This is a genomic window from Candidatus Eisenbacteria bacterium (assembly GCA_013140805.1).
Taxonomy (GTDB): Bacteria; Eisenbacteria; RBG-16-71-46; order RBG-16-71-46; family RBG-16-71-46; genus JABFRW01.
Genome location: JABFRW010000174.1, coordinates 1 through 16,527 on the forward strand (window position 1 = coordinate 1; position 16,527 = coordinate 16,527).

Below are 16,527 nucleotides of genomic sequence, written 5' to 3' on the forward strand. Positions count from 1 at the left end.
CACCCACGCCGCGGCGCATCAGGTGTCGCTGCTCGCGAGCCGCGCCGCCGCCGAAGGCGGCGCCTCCGCGATCCGCGACGACCGCGCGCTGCGCGCGCTGTTCGACGCCGCCAATGCCGGAGATCCGACCATCTTCGATCTTGCGGTGTTCGACGCGCAGGGTCTGGCGCTCGCCCACAGCGACACCGCTCGCATCGGCGAGACCTATCCGGTGCGGCCACGGCTGGCGGAACTGCAATCGGGTACGACGGTGAACAAGGCCTTGCGGCTGCTCGGCACTCCCCGCACTTATGAAGAAGTGCTGACGCTCCGCGCCGGGCCGCGCCCGTTCGGCGACGTGCGGGTCGGCGTTTCGACGACGCTTCTGCGCGCGCAGCTCATCGCCTCGTTGCGCACGGGCCTGTGGGTCGCGGCCCTCTCGACCGTCGCCGCCATGCTGCTCGCGCTGCTGCTGGCGCAGATCCTCGCCGCGCGCGTGAAGGCGATCGAGCGCGGGCTCGAACGCTTCCGCAAGGGCGAGTTCGGATACCGCCTCGCGGTCGAGGGCAAGGACGAGATCGCACTGCTCGCATCGTCGATCAACGCGCTCGGCGAACGCCTCGAATCGGCGCGCAACCGGGCTTCCGACGGCGAAGCCGCGCGCGACGAGCTGCTGGCCGCCACCGGCCACCTCTCGGTGTGGGCGAAGGTCGCTTCGGGGCTCGCGCACGAGATGGCCGATCCGCTGAACGCGGCCGCGCTGCACCTCGGACATCTGAAGCGCAAGCTCAAGGAACCTCACACCGAAGCCGGTCGGCATCTGCGCGTGCTCGAGGAAGAGCTCAAGCGACTCGAGGGCGTCGTGCTGGGCTTTCGCCGTTTCGCGATGCTCGGCGAGGTGCAGAACGGCTGGTTCGACCTGCGCGAGCTGCTCGACGAGATCGCGCGGCGCGCGCGCGAGGATCGAGTCGACCCGCGCATCGAGGTGCGCATCGAACACGACGGAACACCCTCGCGCTTCTGGGGCGATCGCGCGCTGCTGCGGCAGGCGATCGCGAATCTGGTCGGCAATGCCGAGCAGGCCATGCCGGGCGGCGGCACCATCACGGTGCGCGGTGCGCGCTCCGGCTCCGGGATCTCGGTGGTGGTGGCGGACGAAGGGGTCGGGATTCCAGCCGACCTCCAGGCCCGCGTCTTCGATCTCTACTTCTCGACCCGCGCCGAAGGCTCGGGCATCGGGCTCGCGGTCGTGCAGCAGGTGATCGCACTGCACGGGGGAAAGGTGTCTCTGCGTTCGACTCCGGGTGAGGGCACCGAGATCCGCATCGAACTCCCGGTGCGCCAGCCCGAACGCGTGGAGGTCGCATGAGCGTGTTGAGACGCGCGGTGTTGCTGGGCGGAATCGCGACGCTCGCGCTCGGTGCAACCGGCTGCGCGATGATGCCGTGGCGCCGCGCGCCCGAGCCCCGGCGCGTGCAGGTCGCGACCTGGAGCGACTCGACCGACTCCACCCGCGCGACTTCCGATTCGCTGGCGGCCGGGCCCGACAGCCTGCTCGCGCAACATCCGCTCGGGCTGCCCGCACCGCGCAAGAACAAGCCGAAGCCGCCGCGCAACTCGGCGACGGCTGATTCGATCGAGCGCGAGACCGAGAAGATCGCCGCGGTCGAGACCGTGATGTCGGCGGAGGACCGGCAGAAGACCACCGCCCGCGTGGTCGCCGACACCTCGTTCGCCGGCGACGCGGCGCGCAAGTGCGGCGGACGCACGCTGCTGCCGGATCAGGAGACGGTGTTCGATGCGGTGCGCAGCATGCTCGTGCAGACCCGCACCGCGCTGCAGAGCGGCGAGCTGTGGCGCGCCGAACAGCTGGCGCGCAAGGCGCGACAGTTGGCGAGTTCTCTCGACTGCCCGTAGCGTTGGCACGTGATGAACGAGGGCCGGCCATTCGACGAGGCGGGCGAGCCGCGTGCCGCCGAGCACACTGGTGTGCTGCTGGGGCGAATCCGTGCCGGCGATGCGCGTGCGCGCGAAGCGCTGTTCGCACGCTACCTGCCGATCCTGCGCCGCTGGGCGCATCAACGCCTGCCGCGACGCGCGCGTGACCTGAGCGACACCGACGATCTCGTGCAGGTGACGCTGGTGCGCGCGTTCCGCCGCATCGAGACCTTCGAGCACCGCGGCGAAGGAGCGTTCCTGGCATACCTGCGCCACATCCTCGTCAACGTGATTCGCGACGAATTGCGGCGCGCCGACGTACGACCGGTGCGCGAGGGACTCGACGACTCGCTGCCGAGTCGTACGCCGTCTCCGGTCGAGGAGGTGATGGGCCGCGAACGGCTCGAGCGTTTCGAACGTGCGCTGGAGACCCTGAGTCCCGAACACCGGGAGGCCGTGATCCTGCGCATCGAGTTCGGCTTCTCGCATCAGCAGGTGGCCGAAGCGATCGGAAAGCCGACCGCGAATGCGGCGCGCATGACGGTGTCGCGGGCGTTGCTCGAACTGGCGAGGACCATGAATGCGTGACGACGCGACCGAACAGCGCCTGCTCGAGCTGGCCGGGCGCATCGCCGACGGCACGCCGATCGACTGGGCCGATCCGGTGACGTCCGATCCATCGCTCGCCGCCGAAGCCGACACGCTGCGATCACTCGAGGCGATGGCCGCGCAGCTGCGCGACGACGACGGTGCCGCGCCGCACGCCGCACCGCTCACGGCCGGCGAGCTTCCGCAGCGACTCGACGGATTCACCATCGAGCGCGAAATCGGCCGCGGTGGCATGGGGGTGGTCTATCTGGCCGAAGACCAGGCGCTCGGCCGCCGGGTCGCGATCAAGCGGCTGCCGCCCGAGGTCGCGCTCGATCCCGAGCGACTGGAGCGCGTCGAGCGTGAAGCGCGGCTGCTCGCCTCGCTCAACCATCCGAACATCGCCACGATTCACGAACTGCGCCGCGACGCCCGCGGCATCCCGTTTCTGGTGCTCGAGTACGTGGCCGGCGCGACGCTGGCGGAGCGACTGGGCGAGGGCCGGCTGTCGCTCGCGGACGCGCTCGAGATCGCGGCGCAGATCGCGGCCGCGCTCGCCGCCGCGCACGAAGACGGTGTGATTCATCGTGATCTCAAGCCCGGCAACGTCATCCTCGGACCGCATGGTCGCGTGAAAGTGCTCGACTTCGGGCTCGCACGGCGGCGCGCCGCGGTCGCGGCGCCGCGCGGAGTGCTGGGTGTCGCCGGCACCTGGGCGTACGTGAGTCCCGAGTGTCTCGACGGCAGCGAGGACCATCGCGCCGACGTCTTCGCGTTCGGCTGCGTCCTCTATGAGTGCCTCACCGGAAGCCGCGCCTTCGAGGGCCGCTCGGCGGAGGAAGTCATGGCGGCGGTGCGCGATCGCGAGCCCGACTTGTCGCGGCTGCCGCCCGAAACGCCGGACGCGATCCGACAACTGATCTCCGCGTGCCTCGAAAAGGACCCCGCGCGACGCCTGTCGGACATCGGCATTGTGAGCGCCACGCTGTCCGGCGCACGCAAGGCGCCGGGCCGCGCGGGCGGCACCGTGGACGGCGCTCCTCGCGTGCTCACGCAGTTCATCGGACGCGAGCGCGAACTCGACGAGTGCCGACTCGCGCTTCGAGACGGCGCGCTCGTGACGCTCACCGGTGCGGGCGGCAGCGGCAAGACTCGGCTCGCGCTGCAGCTCGCCGAACGCGAGCGAGCCCGCTTCGCGGCCGGCGTGTGGTTCGTGGATCTTGCGCCGCTCGCCGAAGCGGCGCGCGTGATCCAGGCGATCGCGACGACCCTCGGCGTCAAAGACGAGGGCGAGGCGTCGCTGCTCGAACGCGTACTCGAGCGTCTCCGCGGTGCGCCGACGCTTCTCATCCTCGACAATTGCGAGCATCTGCGCGAGGGCGTGGCGGAGTTCGCGCGCGCCGCCCTTGCGAGTCTCCCCGAGCTGCGGCTGCTCTGCACCAGTCGCGCGGCACTCGAGCTGGCCGCCGAGCGCGTGCAGCCGCTCGAACCGCTCGCGATTCCCGAGGCGAGCGAACTCGACGACCCGGTTGCGGTCGCTTGCAGCGAGGCCGTGCGGTTGTTCCTCGATCGGGCGGCACTCGCCGATCCGGGCTTTCCCGCCGACGCGGCGACGCTCGCCGCGGTCGGTCGCATCTGCCGACAGGTCGAAGGACTGCCGCTCGCGATCGAGCTGGCGGCCGCGCGCGCACGGGTGTTGAGTGCCGCCGAGATCGCGACGCGACTCGATCGGCAGCTGCAGCTCTTGAGCGGCGCGAGCGATCCGGCGAATCACCGTCATGCCACGATGCGCGCCACCATCGCATGGAGCACGGACCAGCTCGAGGCGCAGGAGCGCAGCGGCTTCGAGATCCTTGCGGTGTTCGCCGGTGGCTGGGATCTGGATGCGGTCGCCGAAGTGTGCGGCGTCACCGGCGAGTTCGATGCCCTCGATCTGATCACTCGACTGGCCGACAAGTCGCTGGTGGTGGTCGAGCGGCGCCATGGCGAGGGTTCGCGCTACCGGCTGCTGGAGCCGATCCGCCAGTACGCGCTCGAAAAGCTGAGCGAGCGGGGCGCCCGCGCAGGGGCACAGGCGCGGCATCTCGCGCACTTCGCAGCACTCAGCGAGCGTGTCGGCCCCCTGGTGCGGACCACGCAGATGGCGCCGGCGCTGACGAGGCTCGCGCGCGATCACGAGAATCTGCTCGCGGCGCTCGTTTCGGCCGAGACGCTGCCCGGTGGTGCCGAGGCGGCGCTCCGGATCATCGGCTCGATCCATGTCATGTGGGCGACCGCGGGCTTGCTGGGCGCCGGCGAGCAGGCGATCCGCCGCGCACTCGCGCATCCCGATTCACACGCGATGCCGGGACTGCGCGCCGGCGCGCTCGCCGCACTCGGTTACCTGTTGCTCAATCGACAGCTCTCGAATCGCACCGAACTCTCGCACCTCTACGAGGAAGCGCTCGAGCTGTTTCGCCGCGCCGGAGATGAGAAGGGAATGGCGCGGAGTCTGACCTCGCTCGCCGGCGAGGCCTACCGCGACGACGATCGGCCGCTCGCGCGCGCGCGGCTCGAGCAGGCGCGCGAGCACTTCCGCACCGCGGGCGACGGGGCCGGGCTCGCCCAGATCTCGAACAACCTGGGCGTGATGTCGTGGGCCGAGGACGACTTCGCCGCCGCGCTCGAGTCGATCCAGGAAGCGCGCGATCTGCAGCGCGCGGCCGGCGACGTGGGGCTCGAATCCATCGCGAACATGAATCTGGCGCTGCTGCACCTGCGTCTCGGCCAGCTCGACCGAGCGCACGAGGAACTGACGCACGTGCTGCACCTTTATGCCTATCTCAAGGATTCGACCGGCTCGGCGGCGGCGAGTCTGCGCGCGATCGGCGAGTACCTGGAGGCGCGCGGCGAGCCGCGCGCGGCCGCGCGACTCTTCGGCGCGGTCGAGGCGATCCACTCGGCGCTTGGATCTCAGACGCGCGATCCGATCTATCAGAGGGGCCAGGAGGCGGCGCTCGCACGGATTCGCGCGCTTCTCGGTGACGCGACGCTCGAGGCCGAACTGGTCGAGGGGCGCGAGCTCTCGGTCGAGCACGCATTCCGATTTGCGCGCGAGAGCTTCGAGAAGCACGCCTGACGTCTCACGAGGGCGGCGGCGGCAGCGGCGTGCCGAGGGCTTCCTCGAGCCACGCGCGCATTCGCGTGACGTGCGAGCCCTCCCAGAACCAGCGTCCGCACACCGGGCAGAACGTGAGCGAGCGACGAGCGCGAAGCACGCGCCCCGGCACTTCGCCGCTCGCCTCCAGGGGATGACGCCGCCGGAGTGCGGTGTTGCAGCTCGGGCAGCGGCTGAAAGGCGCGCTGCTCGGAACGCGCCCGGCCACCAGCGTGCGCAACGCCGCGGCGGGATCGCCGCGGGGTACCCGCTGGACCGCGATCGCGGCGAAGCGCTTCGGGTGACGTGCGCTGAGCGTGAGCACCACCCGCTCCTCGCGCTGTGCGACCTGGAACAGCTCCTCGAGCCGCGCGCCCCGCACCGTGACGATGTCGTAGCCGAGGAATCTCAACCGGCGGGCGAGCCAGTCGAGCGAGGCATCGGTGATCCAGCGCGGCGGTGCCGTGGACTCGCGTGCGAGCGACGGTCCGTCGGGGGGCGTCTCGGGATCGATCATGCCGCGACGCGGGGCCGCGCGCTCAGTCCTGCGCGAGGGTTTCGCGCAGGACTCGACCGATGCGCTTGACGCCTTCGCGAATGCGCTCCGGCGGCATGTTCGAGAAATTGAGGCGCGCGGTGTTGAGACGCGTCGCATCGGCGAAGAACGAATCGCCGGGCACGAACGCGACCTCGCGTTCGAGACATCGGGCGAGCAACTCGCGCGAGCGGATGGTGGGCGGGAACTCGACCCAGACGAACATGCCGGAATCCGGGCGCGTGAAGCGGCAGCCCGGCGGCAGCTCGGACTCGAGCGCCGCCAGCATCGCGTCGCGGCGTTCGCGGTAGGTGTCGCGGATGCGTTCGAGGCTCGAGTCGAAGGCGCCGCTGGTGAGCCAGCGCTCGGCGAGCATCTGCGTGAGGCTCGCGGTGTGGAGGTCAGCCGACTGTTTGAGCAGCACGTAGCGATCGAGCAGCGCGCGATCGGCCGCCACCCAGCCGATGCGCAACCCCGGCGCCAGCACTTTGGAGAGCGTGCCCAGGCACACCACCTGCCCGCGGGTATCGAACGACCGCATCGACGGCGCGGTGTGCCCGTCGTAGCGGATTTCGAGATAGGCGTCGTCTTCGATCACCGGCACGTCGAAGCGAGCCATCACTTTCATGAATCCCTCGCGACGCTCGACCGACCAGGTGCGTCCCGAGGGGTTCTGGCCGTTCGGGATCACGTAGACGAACTTCGGTCGCTCGGTCGCCAGCACGCGTTCGAGCGCCGCCAGTTCCATCCCGTGGTCGTCGGTCGCCACCTCGACGAAGCGCGGGCGGCACACTTTGAAGGCACCGAGCGCCGCGAGGTAGGTGGGGCTTTCGGTCACCACCACGTCGCCTTCGTCGATGAACAGCTTGGCGGTGAGGTCGAGTCCCTGCTGCGAGCCGGTGGTGACCAGGATGTCATCGGCTTCGAAGCTCGCGCCCCAGGTGCTCGTCATGCGGGCCGCAATCCACTCGCGCAGCGGGGGGTAGCCCTCGGTGGTCGAATACTGAAGCGCCCTCACGCCATCCTCGATCAACAGATCGTGGGCGAGTTTCGCGAGCTCTTCGATCGGGAACAGCTCGGGCGCCGGCAGGCCGCCCGCGAACGAGATGATCTCGGGTCGCTGCGTCACCTTGAGCAGTTCGCGCACGTCGGAGGCAGTGATGAACTCCATGCGACGGGCGAGCGGGAACGGCACGGGGCCTCCGACGAAAGCGGGGGGACGCGGGTGGCGAAGCCGCATTCAACCACTCCGGACCGAGCGGGGCCAATCCGCCATCCCGATGCGGCACCGAACGTTGTTCGGTGCGGGTTGACGGCCGACCGGGCCGTGGCGGACCCTCCCGACTTCATGAAACGCCCCAGGAGTTCCGTGCGGCAGGAGCCATCGCAGTCGTCTGAGACGACGGTCGCTCCGCTCCGTGCGCCGCGGCTCCTGACCCGTCGCCGGGTATTGGTGGTCGGCGCTGCCGCCCTCGCCTACACCGCGCTGCGTCCGACCCTCGCACTCGCGCGTCGCGCGAGCCGCGAGACGCCCGGCCTCCAACCCTGGTCACTGGCCCGCGCGGCCCCCGGCCAGCCGGTGGAGTTTGCGCGCGCCGTGATGTCGGCGGCGGTGCTGGCGCCGAGCCATTGGAATACTCAGCCGTGGCGACTCGAGTTCGATCCCGGAACCATCCGGCTGGTGGCGGACCCGACGCGAGCACTTCCGGGGCTCGATCCCGATCGACGCAGTCTCACGATCGCGCTCGGCGGAGCGCTCGAAAACATGCTGATCGCGCTGCGCGCCTACGGGCAGCGTCCCGCCGTCACCTACTTTCCGCGCGAGACCGATCGCGACCTGGTCGCCAGCATCACCTGGAGTCCCGACGAAGCACCGCGGGATCGGCTGCTGTTCGGTGCGATTCCCGAGCGTCGCACGAATCGGCGGGACTACGACGGCCGCGGCATCTATCCGCAGAATCGCAACGCGCTCGCCGCACTGATTCCTCAGGACCTGCACCTGCGCTGGATCGAGGAGCGCGCGGCGCTCCGTACGTTTGCCGACCTGGCCGCGGATGCCGCCGAATCCCAGGTGCGCGACGCACGCCTGCAGCGTGAGCGCATGCGCTGGATGCGATTCGGCGACGACGAGGCGCGCCGCCGCGGTGACGGCGTGACGCTCGATGCGCTCGAACTCGGCGGCCCCGGGCGGTGGCTCGGTGGGCGCGCGTTCGATCCCGAGAGCTTTTTCATCGGCCTCGGCGCCGGCAGCGAGGCGCGGCGCGCGCGCGACGCGGTGCGCTCGGCGGGTGCGCTGGTGCTGATCTCGTCACCCCGGAACGGTGATGCGGTGGCGCTGACGGCCGGACAGGCCTGGCAGCGATTCGCGTTGCGCGCGACCACGCTGGGAATCGCTCAACAAGTGATGAGCGCGCCGCTCGAAGTGGCGCGGCACCGGCCCGACGTGCTGCGGGCGTTCGGCGCGATCGGCGAGACCCCGCTGTTGTTCGCGCGCCTCGGGCATGCACGCCCGCCGGACGCGTCGGTGCGACGCGCGGTGAACCTGGTGGCGACGTTTCGCAACTCGTGACACGTCAGGGCGCGAACGCTTCGCTGACCCGCTCGACGCGTCGATCCACACACGGGCGGCGGATGCGATAGCGAACGGTTCGTGTATTCGGGCCCGACTCGTCCAGCCATGAGCATTCGAGCGCGCCTTCCGACCGACCGCGCGCGACCTCGACGAACGACCCGTCGCCGAGCGATCGTTCGACGATCCACGGCAAGCCCGCCTGAGGCGGTTCGAAGCGCCATCGCGCCTCGACGCCGTGACGAGTCGTCAGCGCCCGCGCGCCGGCGACCGCGTGGGATGGGTAGGAGTGACTGACGAGCGACCGGCGCTGTTCCACGCTCCACCACCCGACCCACACGTTGCCGTCGCGATCGCACACGGCCGAGGGAATGAAACCACCGCGGCTGCCCGGCAGCTCCTCCGCAATCGCGCCGGGATCACCGCCGCCGAACGCCACGCTCAACACGTCGTCTTTCGTGGCGCCGTGACCACGGTCTCCCCACACCAGCACCGGCGCGCCGGACGCCCCGCCGGCGATCGCGCCCCACGACGCCCAGAAGGTTTCACCCTCGCCATGGCGTGCCACCAGACTGTCGACGCGCGTCCACACTCCCGCACGGAATTGGTCCAGGTGCACCTGTGACTTCTCGGACCACATCAGCCACAACGATCCGTCCGCCGCCGCGCGCAGGCGCGGATGGCTGGCTTTCCATGGGACGGGGTCGAGCGACTGCTCGCGTCCCCAGCCCGAATCCGACAGGACGATCGCGACCAGTCCCGACTCGCCCGCGTACACCACCAGCGCGGAATCTCGACCGAGTGCGGCGATCGAGCAGGTGTACTCGTTGCGTCCGATCGCGGCGAACCACCGCCACGTTCCGGTACCCGTGCGCGTCGCTGCGCGAACTCGAAAGTCCGAACCTCGCGGATACTCCTGTTCGGAACGGACGATCCAGCGTCGCTCACCGACCGCGGCGGCGGCGAGTCCCGACGTCTGTTCGATCGCGGGTCCGATGCACGTGATCGACTCGGCCGCGTCGAGCGTCGCGTGCATCAACCATCCGAGCGCCCCGGAAGTGCTGTCGGGCGCGATCCACACGACTCCGCGCCCGCGCTCTCGATCGAGCACGATCGCCGGCTCGATCTCACTCGCGGGGCCGAGCCGCGAGACGCGTACCCATCGATCGTCCCGCCACGTCAGCCGCACCAGCACGGGGGCGGAGGCCGAGTCCGCAAGTTCATAGACGAACGCAGTCGGGAGACCCGCCGAGTCGACCGCCAGCACCGGCAATCCGAATGCGCCTGGAACCGAACGCGCGATCGGATCGGGTTCGGACCATCGGTGGTCCGGCGGACTTCCGAACGCACGAAGCGGCAGCGCTGCGAGGCAAGTCCATGCGATGAGGGCGATCACTCGGATCGCAGGCGGGTCGTCGTGGAATCGTCGCATCGAAGGTGTCGCGCAAGATCACATCGGAGTGAGTACCGGCGCAATGAGAATCACGCGCATGCGCGACGCACACGAATCGGAGTGTCAACCGTCGGTTGACACTCGCTCGCGAACGACAACCGTCGGGTGACGGATCGGCACATCACGAATCGACGCGCGCTTTCGAAACACGCGAACACCGGTGACACGGTGCGAGTTCGAAGTCGCGCGCGCCGCGGCATAAAAGCTGCGGTTCATTGCCGCGGGCGACGCCGCTCGACGCGGCAAGATTGCCGGGTCACGAAGGTGGCGCGCCCGCTCACCCCGGAGGTTTCAGTCGTGCGACCTACGTTCGTTCATCCCCCTGTACGCCGTCGTCCGATGCTCACGGCCTTGCTCATCGGGGCCACACTCCTCGCAACGACTGCCATCGCCGAAGCGGTTCCCACCTTCACCAAGTACCGCATCCCGAACACCCTGAGCGCGCGTGGTTCTCGCGATCTGGAATTCCATTGGAGCAGCACCTACACCGACCTCGGAGTGACGCTGGTTCCGAACATCAACGTCGCGAACGATCTGAGCCGACTCGGAAACGAGCTCTCGGACGTCATCGGACTGAATCCGCTCGGCTATGCCAATACGGACATCCAGCTCGCCTGGGACTTCTTTCACGCGAATCGAAGTGCGCTCTACAACTGGGCGAGCCCGGGCTCCGATCCCTTTCTTCTCAATCCGGCGATTCCGAACAGCGAGCGCAATCACATCGATACCTACGTTTACATGCCGGGCTACGCCAGTGACCCGCCGTTTCCACCCAATCCAAACGGAGACTTCAGCTCGGGCAACCCCGGGATGTACCCGTCAGCGTTCACCTCGCCGGACGAGGACATCACCTCGACGGTCTATCACCAGAACGCGCTGATGATCCCGGGGCCGCGTCCGAGTCTGGTCGGCAACACCGGCCCGAACAGCTGGCCGCGGCAGCTCGGCGGAGCCGTTTCGAATTGGATCCACGAGTTTCAGCACCTCATGAACGGACAGGAGCTGGGCGGCAACCCGTATTCGGAGTTGTTCTCGGAGGCAGCTCAGGTGATGACCGGCGGCGCTTATCAGGAACTGCCGCTTCAGTTCGACGTTCCCTACACCTGGAGCCTTCTGAGGAGCAGCCACTATGCCGGCTGGCGCCAGCTGGCCGCGTACCTGGCGCTGCAGTTCAAGGGCACGAATCCATCTGCGAGGGAGGACGATCTCTGGTACCGCTGGGGAGGCGCCTCGGCCTCGTCGCGCACCTTCGGCGGACTGGTCGCCAAGCTCAGCGACGCCGAGTGCACGGACTGTGTGACCAAACCGTACTTCGTCGGGATTCCCAACGAAGAACGAGTGCGCGTGATGCTCCAGAACTTCCGGGTCGCCGCCTACGTCAACAACACCACGCTCGGCAACGGACAGTACGGATTCCCGATTCAGGGCAGCTACAACTTTGCTCCGTCGGTGGACGTCGGTGCATGGCAGAACGTGGACGGTGCGGCGAGCGACGACAACGTCGCGCTGCCGGCGCACCTCACCGCCGATCCGACCTGGCGTACGCGCGAGTACACGACCCGAGTGCACCCCGCGGTGCCAGGGCAGTACGCGTCGCGCCCCCTGGAGCTGGAACTCTATGGTGCGGAGTATTTCGTCATTCATCCGGCGGCCTCGCTCGGAACCGGGGGTGACACGCTCGTGGTTCGCGCGTCGACGGAAGGGCTCGTGCGAAGTGACTACCAGAGCATTTCGTGCGGACCGGTCGTCACCTCCGGTGGCAAGATGTATGTGTCGGTCGTCAACTACTCGGTCGACAGCAATACGCTCTACCTCACGCCCCAGCATGCGACCGGTGTTCAGACTGCGTCGGTCGAAGTGGACAGCGTCGCCAGGGACATCGAGCTGGTGGTGACCGGATTCGGCAGCACGACCAAGTCCGTCCTGGTGGTGGTCTCCCTGCTGGACGGCGCCGGAATGGGCTTTTCGAGCGATCCGTTGATGGCTTCAGGCCTGCGGTTGCCGATTCGCCTGAGCGGCGCGCTCCGCAAGGCTCCGTTCCTCGCGACCAACCCGGTGGCGCTCGCTCAGACGACCGTGGCGTGGGACGACTACCCGACGTGGTCGCCCGACGGCGCCTATGTCGCGTTCCATTCGCGAATCCCCTCATCGGCACCCTACAACCAGGTCTATCGAGTTCCGATCGGCGGCGGTGCCGCGACCGTGATCTCGGCTCAGGCCACCGGACAGTTGAGGCCCGACTGGTCGCCACGCGGAGATGCGATCGCGTGGGAGCAGGACAACGGCGCCGGGCAGACCGACATCTGGGTCGCGAATCCGCTGAACGGCAGCGGTGCACATCGACTCACCTTTCACACCGGCTTCGCCGTGAACGCGGCTTTCGGCATCACCGGGCAGCAGCTCGCCTACTTCTACAAGTCCACGACTCCCAACACACCCTGGGAGCTGTGGCGCATCAATCTGGACGGCACCGCCGATACGCGCGTGGCGGTCCTCACCAGTGACGCCTCGCCGGGCTCCCTCCGGTGGGCTCCGAACGGCCAGTCCCTCTACTTCACCCGCAACGACTCGCTGTACGCGGTACTCGCGACCGGCGGCACGGCCTTCAGTCGAACCGCGCTCGCACCCGGCGTTCGGTCGTTCGATTTCGATCGCGGCAATGGTCCGATCGCGGTCGAGACCCGCGGCAAGTACAGCTTCAATTTCGATCGGTGGTGCGGGTTGCAATTCGGTCTCGTCGACATGCCGTGGTCGCTGGTCGGCACGCGTGACAGCACCGTCACTCCGGGCGACACACGCCACCGCTTCAGCGCACCCGGTGTCGCCTTCAACAACCCGAGGTACTCGTTCGACGGGACTCGCATCGCCTATTCGGCCGATCCCAACACGGCCGGGAATCGCGATCTGTTCTACGGTTCGATCACCTACAACCACGCCCCGACCTTCACCAACGGTACGGCGGCGGATGCGATGGTCCCGACCTGTGTCCAGTGGAACCGCACGCTCACGGCTACGGATCGTGACGGCGAAACCGTCACGTTCTCGGCGCCTCAGCTGCCGCCCGGTGCTTCATGGGTGAGCGGCAACCGCATTCGCTGGACGCCGTCGAACGATCAGATCGGTGACTACTACATCGTCGTCCGCGCCCAGGACGCTTCGGGCGGAGTCGACAACAAGGTCATGAAGGTCACGATCTACGACGCCGGGTTGTGCGGACAGTGCCCGCCCGAAATGCCGAACTGCTACCCCGAGCTGCGCCACCCGGGCACCGAATTGCCGTTGGCTTTCGCGCTCGGAGCGAGCGAACCGAATCCCGCCGGTGACGGGACCGTGATCCGCTTCGCGGTACCGCGTCGCGAGCACGTGCAGATCGACGTCGTCGATATTCAGGGACGCCTGGTGCGCCGACTGGTCGACGGCGGCTTCGAGGCCGGTTACCAGAGCGTTCGCTGGGATCGCAAGGATCAGAACTCGCATCGCCTCGGTGCGGGCGTCTACTTCTACCGCATGCGGGCCGGGGCCTTCACCGAACGGAGGAAGCTCACCCTGCTGCCCTAACGGCCGCGCCTCACCATGAAGCGAACGGAGCCCCGCGGTCCACGATCGCGGGGCTCCGTGCTGAGGCTGCGCCGAACGCCGCGATCGCTCCACGGGTCGTCACCGACTACTTGCCGCTCACCGTCATCTCGCCGATCAGCAGCGTGGGGCAGGCGATCGAGCCGTCGAACACCAGATCGTCGCCGACCGCGACCACGTTGCGCAGCATCTCGAGCGAGGTCGACGCCACCGTGACGCCCTCGACCGGGAATTGCTTCGCGCCGTTCTCGACCCAGAAGCCCTGGGCCTGGAACGAGTAGTCGCCGGTCACCGCGTTGAAGCCGTAGGAGCCCTGGTCGTCCATGTAGAAGCCGCGTTCCACGCCGGCCAGGATCGCCTCGGGCGTCGAGCTGCCGGCCTCGATGTAGAGGTTGTTGAAGCCGATCCCCGGCACCGAGCCGTAGCTGCGTGTGGCGTTCGCGGTCGAGCGCGTTTCGCAGCGCCGCGCGTGGTAGTGATCGTAGACGAACATCGCGCAGCGCCCGCGCTCGATCAGCACGTTGCGGCGGGTGCGAAAACCCTCGCCGTCGAATCGCGAGGTGCCGACGCCGCCGACCAGCCGACCGTCGTCGACCAGCGTCACGAGCGGCGAAGCGATCGGCACGCCGAGCCGCTCGGTCAGCCACGACGACTTCTTCATCACTTCTTCTCCGCTGAAAGCGCCCGACAGCTCCGACAACCACGCCGCGCCGATGTCGGGATGCATGATCACCGGCACCCGCGCCGTCGGCACCGGTCGCGCGCCGATGCGCGCCACCGCGCGCGCGGCGGCCCGCCGACCCAGCACCTCGACGGCCGGGAGTTCGGCGAGGCTGCGCTTGCGAACGCCGTCGCTGCCGCTCTGTTGCTTGCCGCCTCCGTCGTCGGCGAGCGCCACCACGCCGAGCGATGCCATGGTTCCGCGCTCGTGACGCACCAGCCCGTGAGAACTTGCGAGCACCCACGCGCCGTCCCAGGTGCCGACCCCGACGTGATCGCAGCGCGTGATGCGCGGATCGTGCCCGCGGGCGGCGCGCTCGAGTTCGATGGCGAGCGCGATCTTCGCGTCGGTCGGCCACTCGAGCAACGCCGTGTCCATGAGGCCGAGCGTGGCCTCGGTGGCGCGATCCAGATCGGCGCCGGTGTCCGCCTCCGTCGCGGTGGGCATGCCGTTCGCGGGGTCGGGGGTCGACAGCCGCGCCAGAGCCACCGCGCGTCGTGCGAGTTCCTCCAGTCGATCGGGTCGCAGATCGTTGGTCGACACCACGCCGACCGCGTCGTTCACGAACACGCGCAGCCCGAGGCCATGCGTCACGCTCTGCTTCAGGGTCTCGATGGTGCCGTCGTTGACCTGCACGCTGAAGTTGCGGCTGCTCTCGACCACGCTGTCCGCGTGATCGGCGCCCATGCGCCGCGCGGCATCGAGCACGCGCGCCGCGAGCGCTTCGAGCTGATCGCGCGACAGCGCCGGAGTGGCGGTGGTGCTCATGTCGCGGTCCCTCCGACGGTGATCTCGGTGAAGCGTACGGTCGGCTGTCCGACACCGACCGGCTTCCACTGACCGTCCTTGCCGCACGAACCGGTGGTGCCGTCGATCGCCAGATCGTTTCCGACCCCGTCGATCTTGAGCATCGCGTCATTGCCGTTGCCGGTCAGCGTCGCATTGCGGACCGGGTGGGTGAGGGCGCCGTTCTCGATCTGGTAGGCCTCGGTGACGGTGAACGAAAAGTTCCCATCGGCCGGATTGACCGAACCGCCGCCGAGGCTCTTGCAGTAGAGCCCGCGCGACACCGATGCGATGAGATCCGCGGGTTCATGCGGTCCCGCCTCGATGTAGGTGTTCGTCATGCGGCACAGCGGCACGTTGCGATACGACGAACGACGGCCGTTGCCGGTGCTGCGATTGCCGGTCAGGCGCCCGTTGAGCCAGTCCCACAGATAGCCGACCAGCTTGCCGTCCTCGACCAGCACGGTGCGCTGCGCCGGCGTGCCTTCGTCGTCGACGCGGAACGAGCCGCGGCTGTAGGGCACCTCGCCGCTGTCGACGATCGTGACGCCGCGTGATGCGACGGCCTCGCCCAGCTGCGTTGCGCGAATCGAGGTCCGCTTGCGGATCGTGTCGCCCTCCATGCTGTGCCCGAAGCACTCGTGCACCAGCACGCCGCCCCAGCCCGGTCCGACGATCACGGGATAGGTGCCCGCCTCCGGCTCGTGCGCGCCGAGCAATGTGACCGCGATGCGGGCCGACTCGGTGCCGACCGATTCCGGAGTGCGATCGTTCGAGTAGTAAGTCGCCTCGACCGCGCCGCCGGCGGCCGCGAAACCCTGCTGGCGCTGATCGCCCGCCAGCGCGAGCGTCACCACGCTCAGGCGCGACAGGAATTGCGTGTCCTCAGCCCACACGCCGTCGCTGTTCGCGACCACGAAGCTGCGGCTGGAGTCGGCGAATCCGATCGAGACTTCGTGGATCCGAGCGTCATGGGTGCGCGCCGCATCGTTCGCGCGCCGGCACATCCCGATCTTCGCCGCTTCGTCGAGCGCCACCGGCGCCGGGCTCGCGAGCGTGAACGGCGCGCGTGCTTCGACCACGCGAAACGCCTGCGGCGCCGCGGCCGCGCGGCCATCGCGCGCGATGCGGGCGGCCACTCGCGCCGCTTCGCGCAGATCGTCGGGCGCGAAGCCGTCGGCGTACGCGTAGCCGGTCTGTTCGCCGACCACCGCGCGCACTCCGAGTCCCTCGGTGACGGAGTAGG

General features: G+C 68.9%; 11 protein-coding genes. 6 read left to right on the plus strand and 5 right to left on the minus strand.

Annotated features, from left to right (window positions below; all coding sequences use genetic code 11):
* The 4 genes from HOP12_13305 to HOP12_13320 all read left to right on the plus strand — a co-directional run.
* A partial coding sequence (locus tag HOP12_13305) for a HAMP domain-containing protein (protein ID NOT35119.1) occupies window positions 1-1,348 on the plus strand: 1,348 nt, incomplete at its 5' end.
* Entirely contained in the window at window positions 1,345-1,896 is a 552-nt protein-coding gene (locus HOP12_13310) for a hypothetical protein (protein ID NOT35120.1), read from the plus strand. The genes HOP12_13305 and HOP12_13310, both read left to right, overlap by 4 nt.
* A gap of 9 nt (window positions 1,897-1,905) precedes the next feature.
* The gene (locus HOP12_13315; protein ID NOT35121.1) at window positions 1,906-2,505 is read left to right on the plus strand and encodes a sigma-70 family RNA polymerase sigma factor; all 600 of its coding nucleotides are present in this window, start codon (window positions 1,906-1,908) and stop codon (window positions 2,503-2,505) included.
* Window positions 2,498-5,623: a protein kinase gene (locus HOP12_13320; GenBank protein ID NOT35122.1), complete on the plus strand. Its 3,126-nt coding sequence runs from the start codon at window positions 2,498-2,500 to the stop codon at window positions 5,621-5,623. Before HOP12_13315 ends, HOP12_13320 begins: the two co-directional genes overlap by 8 nt.
* 4 nt (window positions 5,624-5,627) lie before the next feature.
* On the opposite strand, the gene HOP12_13325 is transcribed toward HOP12_13320, so the two are convergent.
* Together HOP12_13325 and HOP12_13330 are read right to left on the minus strand one after the other, a co-directional pair.
* Window positions 5,628-6,158 carry a hypothetical protein gene (locus HOP12_13325; protein NOT35123.1) on the minus strand — a complete coding sequence of 177 codons (531 nt, stop codon included), beginning with the start codon at window positions 6,156-6,158 and terminating at the stop codon, window positions 5,628-5,630.
* A gap of 22 nt (window positions 6,159-6,180) precedes the next feature.
* On the minus strand, window positions 6,181-7,371 hold the full coding sequence (locus HOP12_13330; protein ID NOT35124.1) for a PLP-dependent aminotransferase family protein: 1,191 nt from the start codon (window positions 7,369-7,371) through the stop codon (window positions 6,181-6,183).
* Between the two features lie 153 nt (window positions 7,372-7,524).
* Between HOP12_13330 and HOP12_13335 the strand changes: the two genes are divergently transcribed.
* On the plus strand, window positions 7,525-8,745 hold the full coding sequence (locus HOP12_13335) for a hypothetical protein (protein ID NOT35125.1): 1,221 nt from the start codon (window positions 7,525-7,527) through the stop codon (window positions 8,743-8,745).
* Window positions 8,746-8,749: 4 nt separating this feature from the next.
* Here HOP12_13335 and HOP12_13340 read toward each other — a convergent pair whose 3' ends face one another.
* Window positions 8,750-10,177, minus strand: a complete 1,428-nt coding sequence (locus HOP12_13340; protein NOT35126.1) for a hypothetical protein — start codon at window positions 10,175-10,177, stop codon at window positions 8,750-8,752.
* Window positions 10,178-10,537: 360 nt separating this feature from the next.
* On the opposite strand from HOP12_13340, the gene HOP12_13345 reads away from it, so the two are divergent.
* Window positions 10,538-13,756, plus strand: coding sequence for a T9SS type A sorting domain-containing protein (locus tag HOP12_13345; GenBank protein NOT35127.1), 3,219 nt, complete (start codon window positions 10,538-10,540; stop codon window positions 13,754-13,756).
* Window positions 13,757-13,862: 106 nt separating this feature from the next.
* On the opposite strand, the gene HOP12_13350 is transcribed toward HOP12_13345, so the two are convergent.
* Window positions 13,863-15,263 (minus strand): TldD/PmbA family protein, encoded by a 1,401-nt coding sequence (locus HOP12_13350; GenBank protein NOT35128.1) that lies wholly within the window; start codon window positions 15,261-15,263, stop codon window positions 13,863-13,865.
* Window positions 15,260-16,527: metalloprotease TldD (gene tldD / locus HOP12_13355; GenBank protein ID NOT35129.1), on the minus strand; the 1,268-nt coding region annotated here is incomplete at its 5' end. The genes HOP12_13350 and tldD, both read right to left, overlap by 4 nt.

What these genes read in the sequence shown, in the direction of transcription:
- HOP12_13345 (NOT35127.1), top strand. Translation starts at nt 10,538, where the DNA reads ATGCTCACGGCCTTGCTCATCGGGGCCACACTCCTCGCAACGACTGCC.
- HOP12_13320 (NOT35122.1), top strand. Translation starts at nt 2,498, where the DNA reads ATGCGTGACGACGCGACCGAACAGCGCCTGCTCGAGCTGGCCGGGCGC.
- HOP12_13310 (NOT35120.1), top strand. Translation starts at nt 1,345, where the DNA reads ATGAGCGTGTTGAGACGCGCGGTGTTGCTGGGCGGAATCGCGACGCTC.
- HOP12_13340 (NOT35126.1), bottom strand. Translation starts at nt 10,177, where the DNA reads ATGCGACGATTCCACGACGACCCGCCTGCGATCCGAGTGATCGCCCTC.
- HOP12_13350 (NOT35128.1), bottom strand. Translation starts at nt 15,263, where the DNA reads ATGAGCACCACCGCCACTCCGGCGCTGTCGCGCGATCAGCTCGAAGCG.
- HOP12_13335 (NOT35125.1), top strand. Translation starts at nt 7,525, where the DNA reads ATGAAACGCCCCAGGAGTTCCGTGCGGCAGGAGCCATCGCAGTCGTCT.
- HOP12_13325 (NOT35123.1), bottom strand. Translation starts at nt 6,158, where the DNA reads ATGATCGATCCCGAGACGCCCCCCGACGGACCGTCGCTCGCACGCGAG.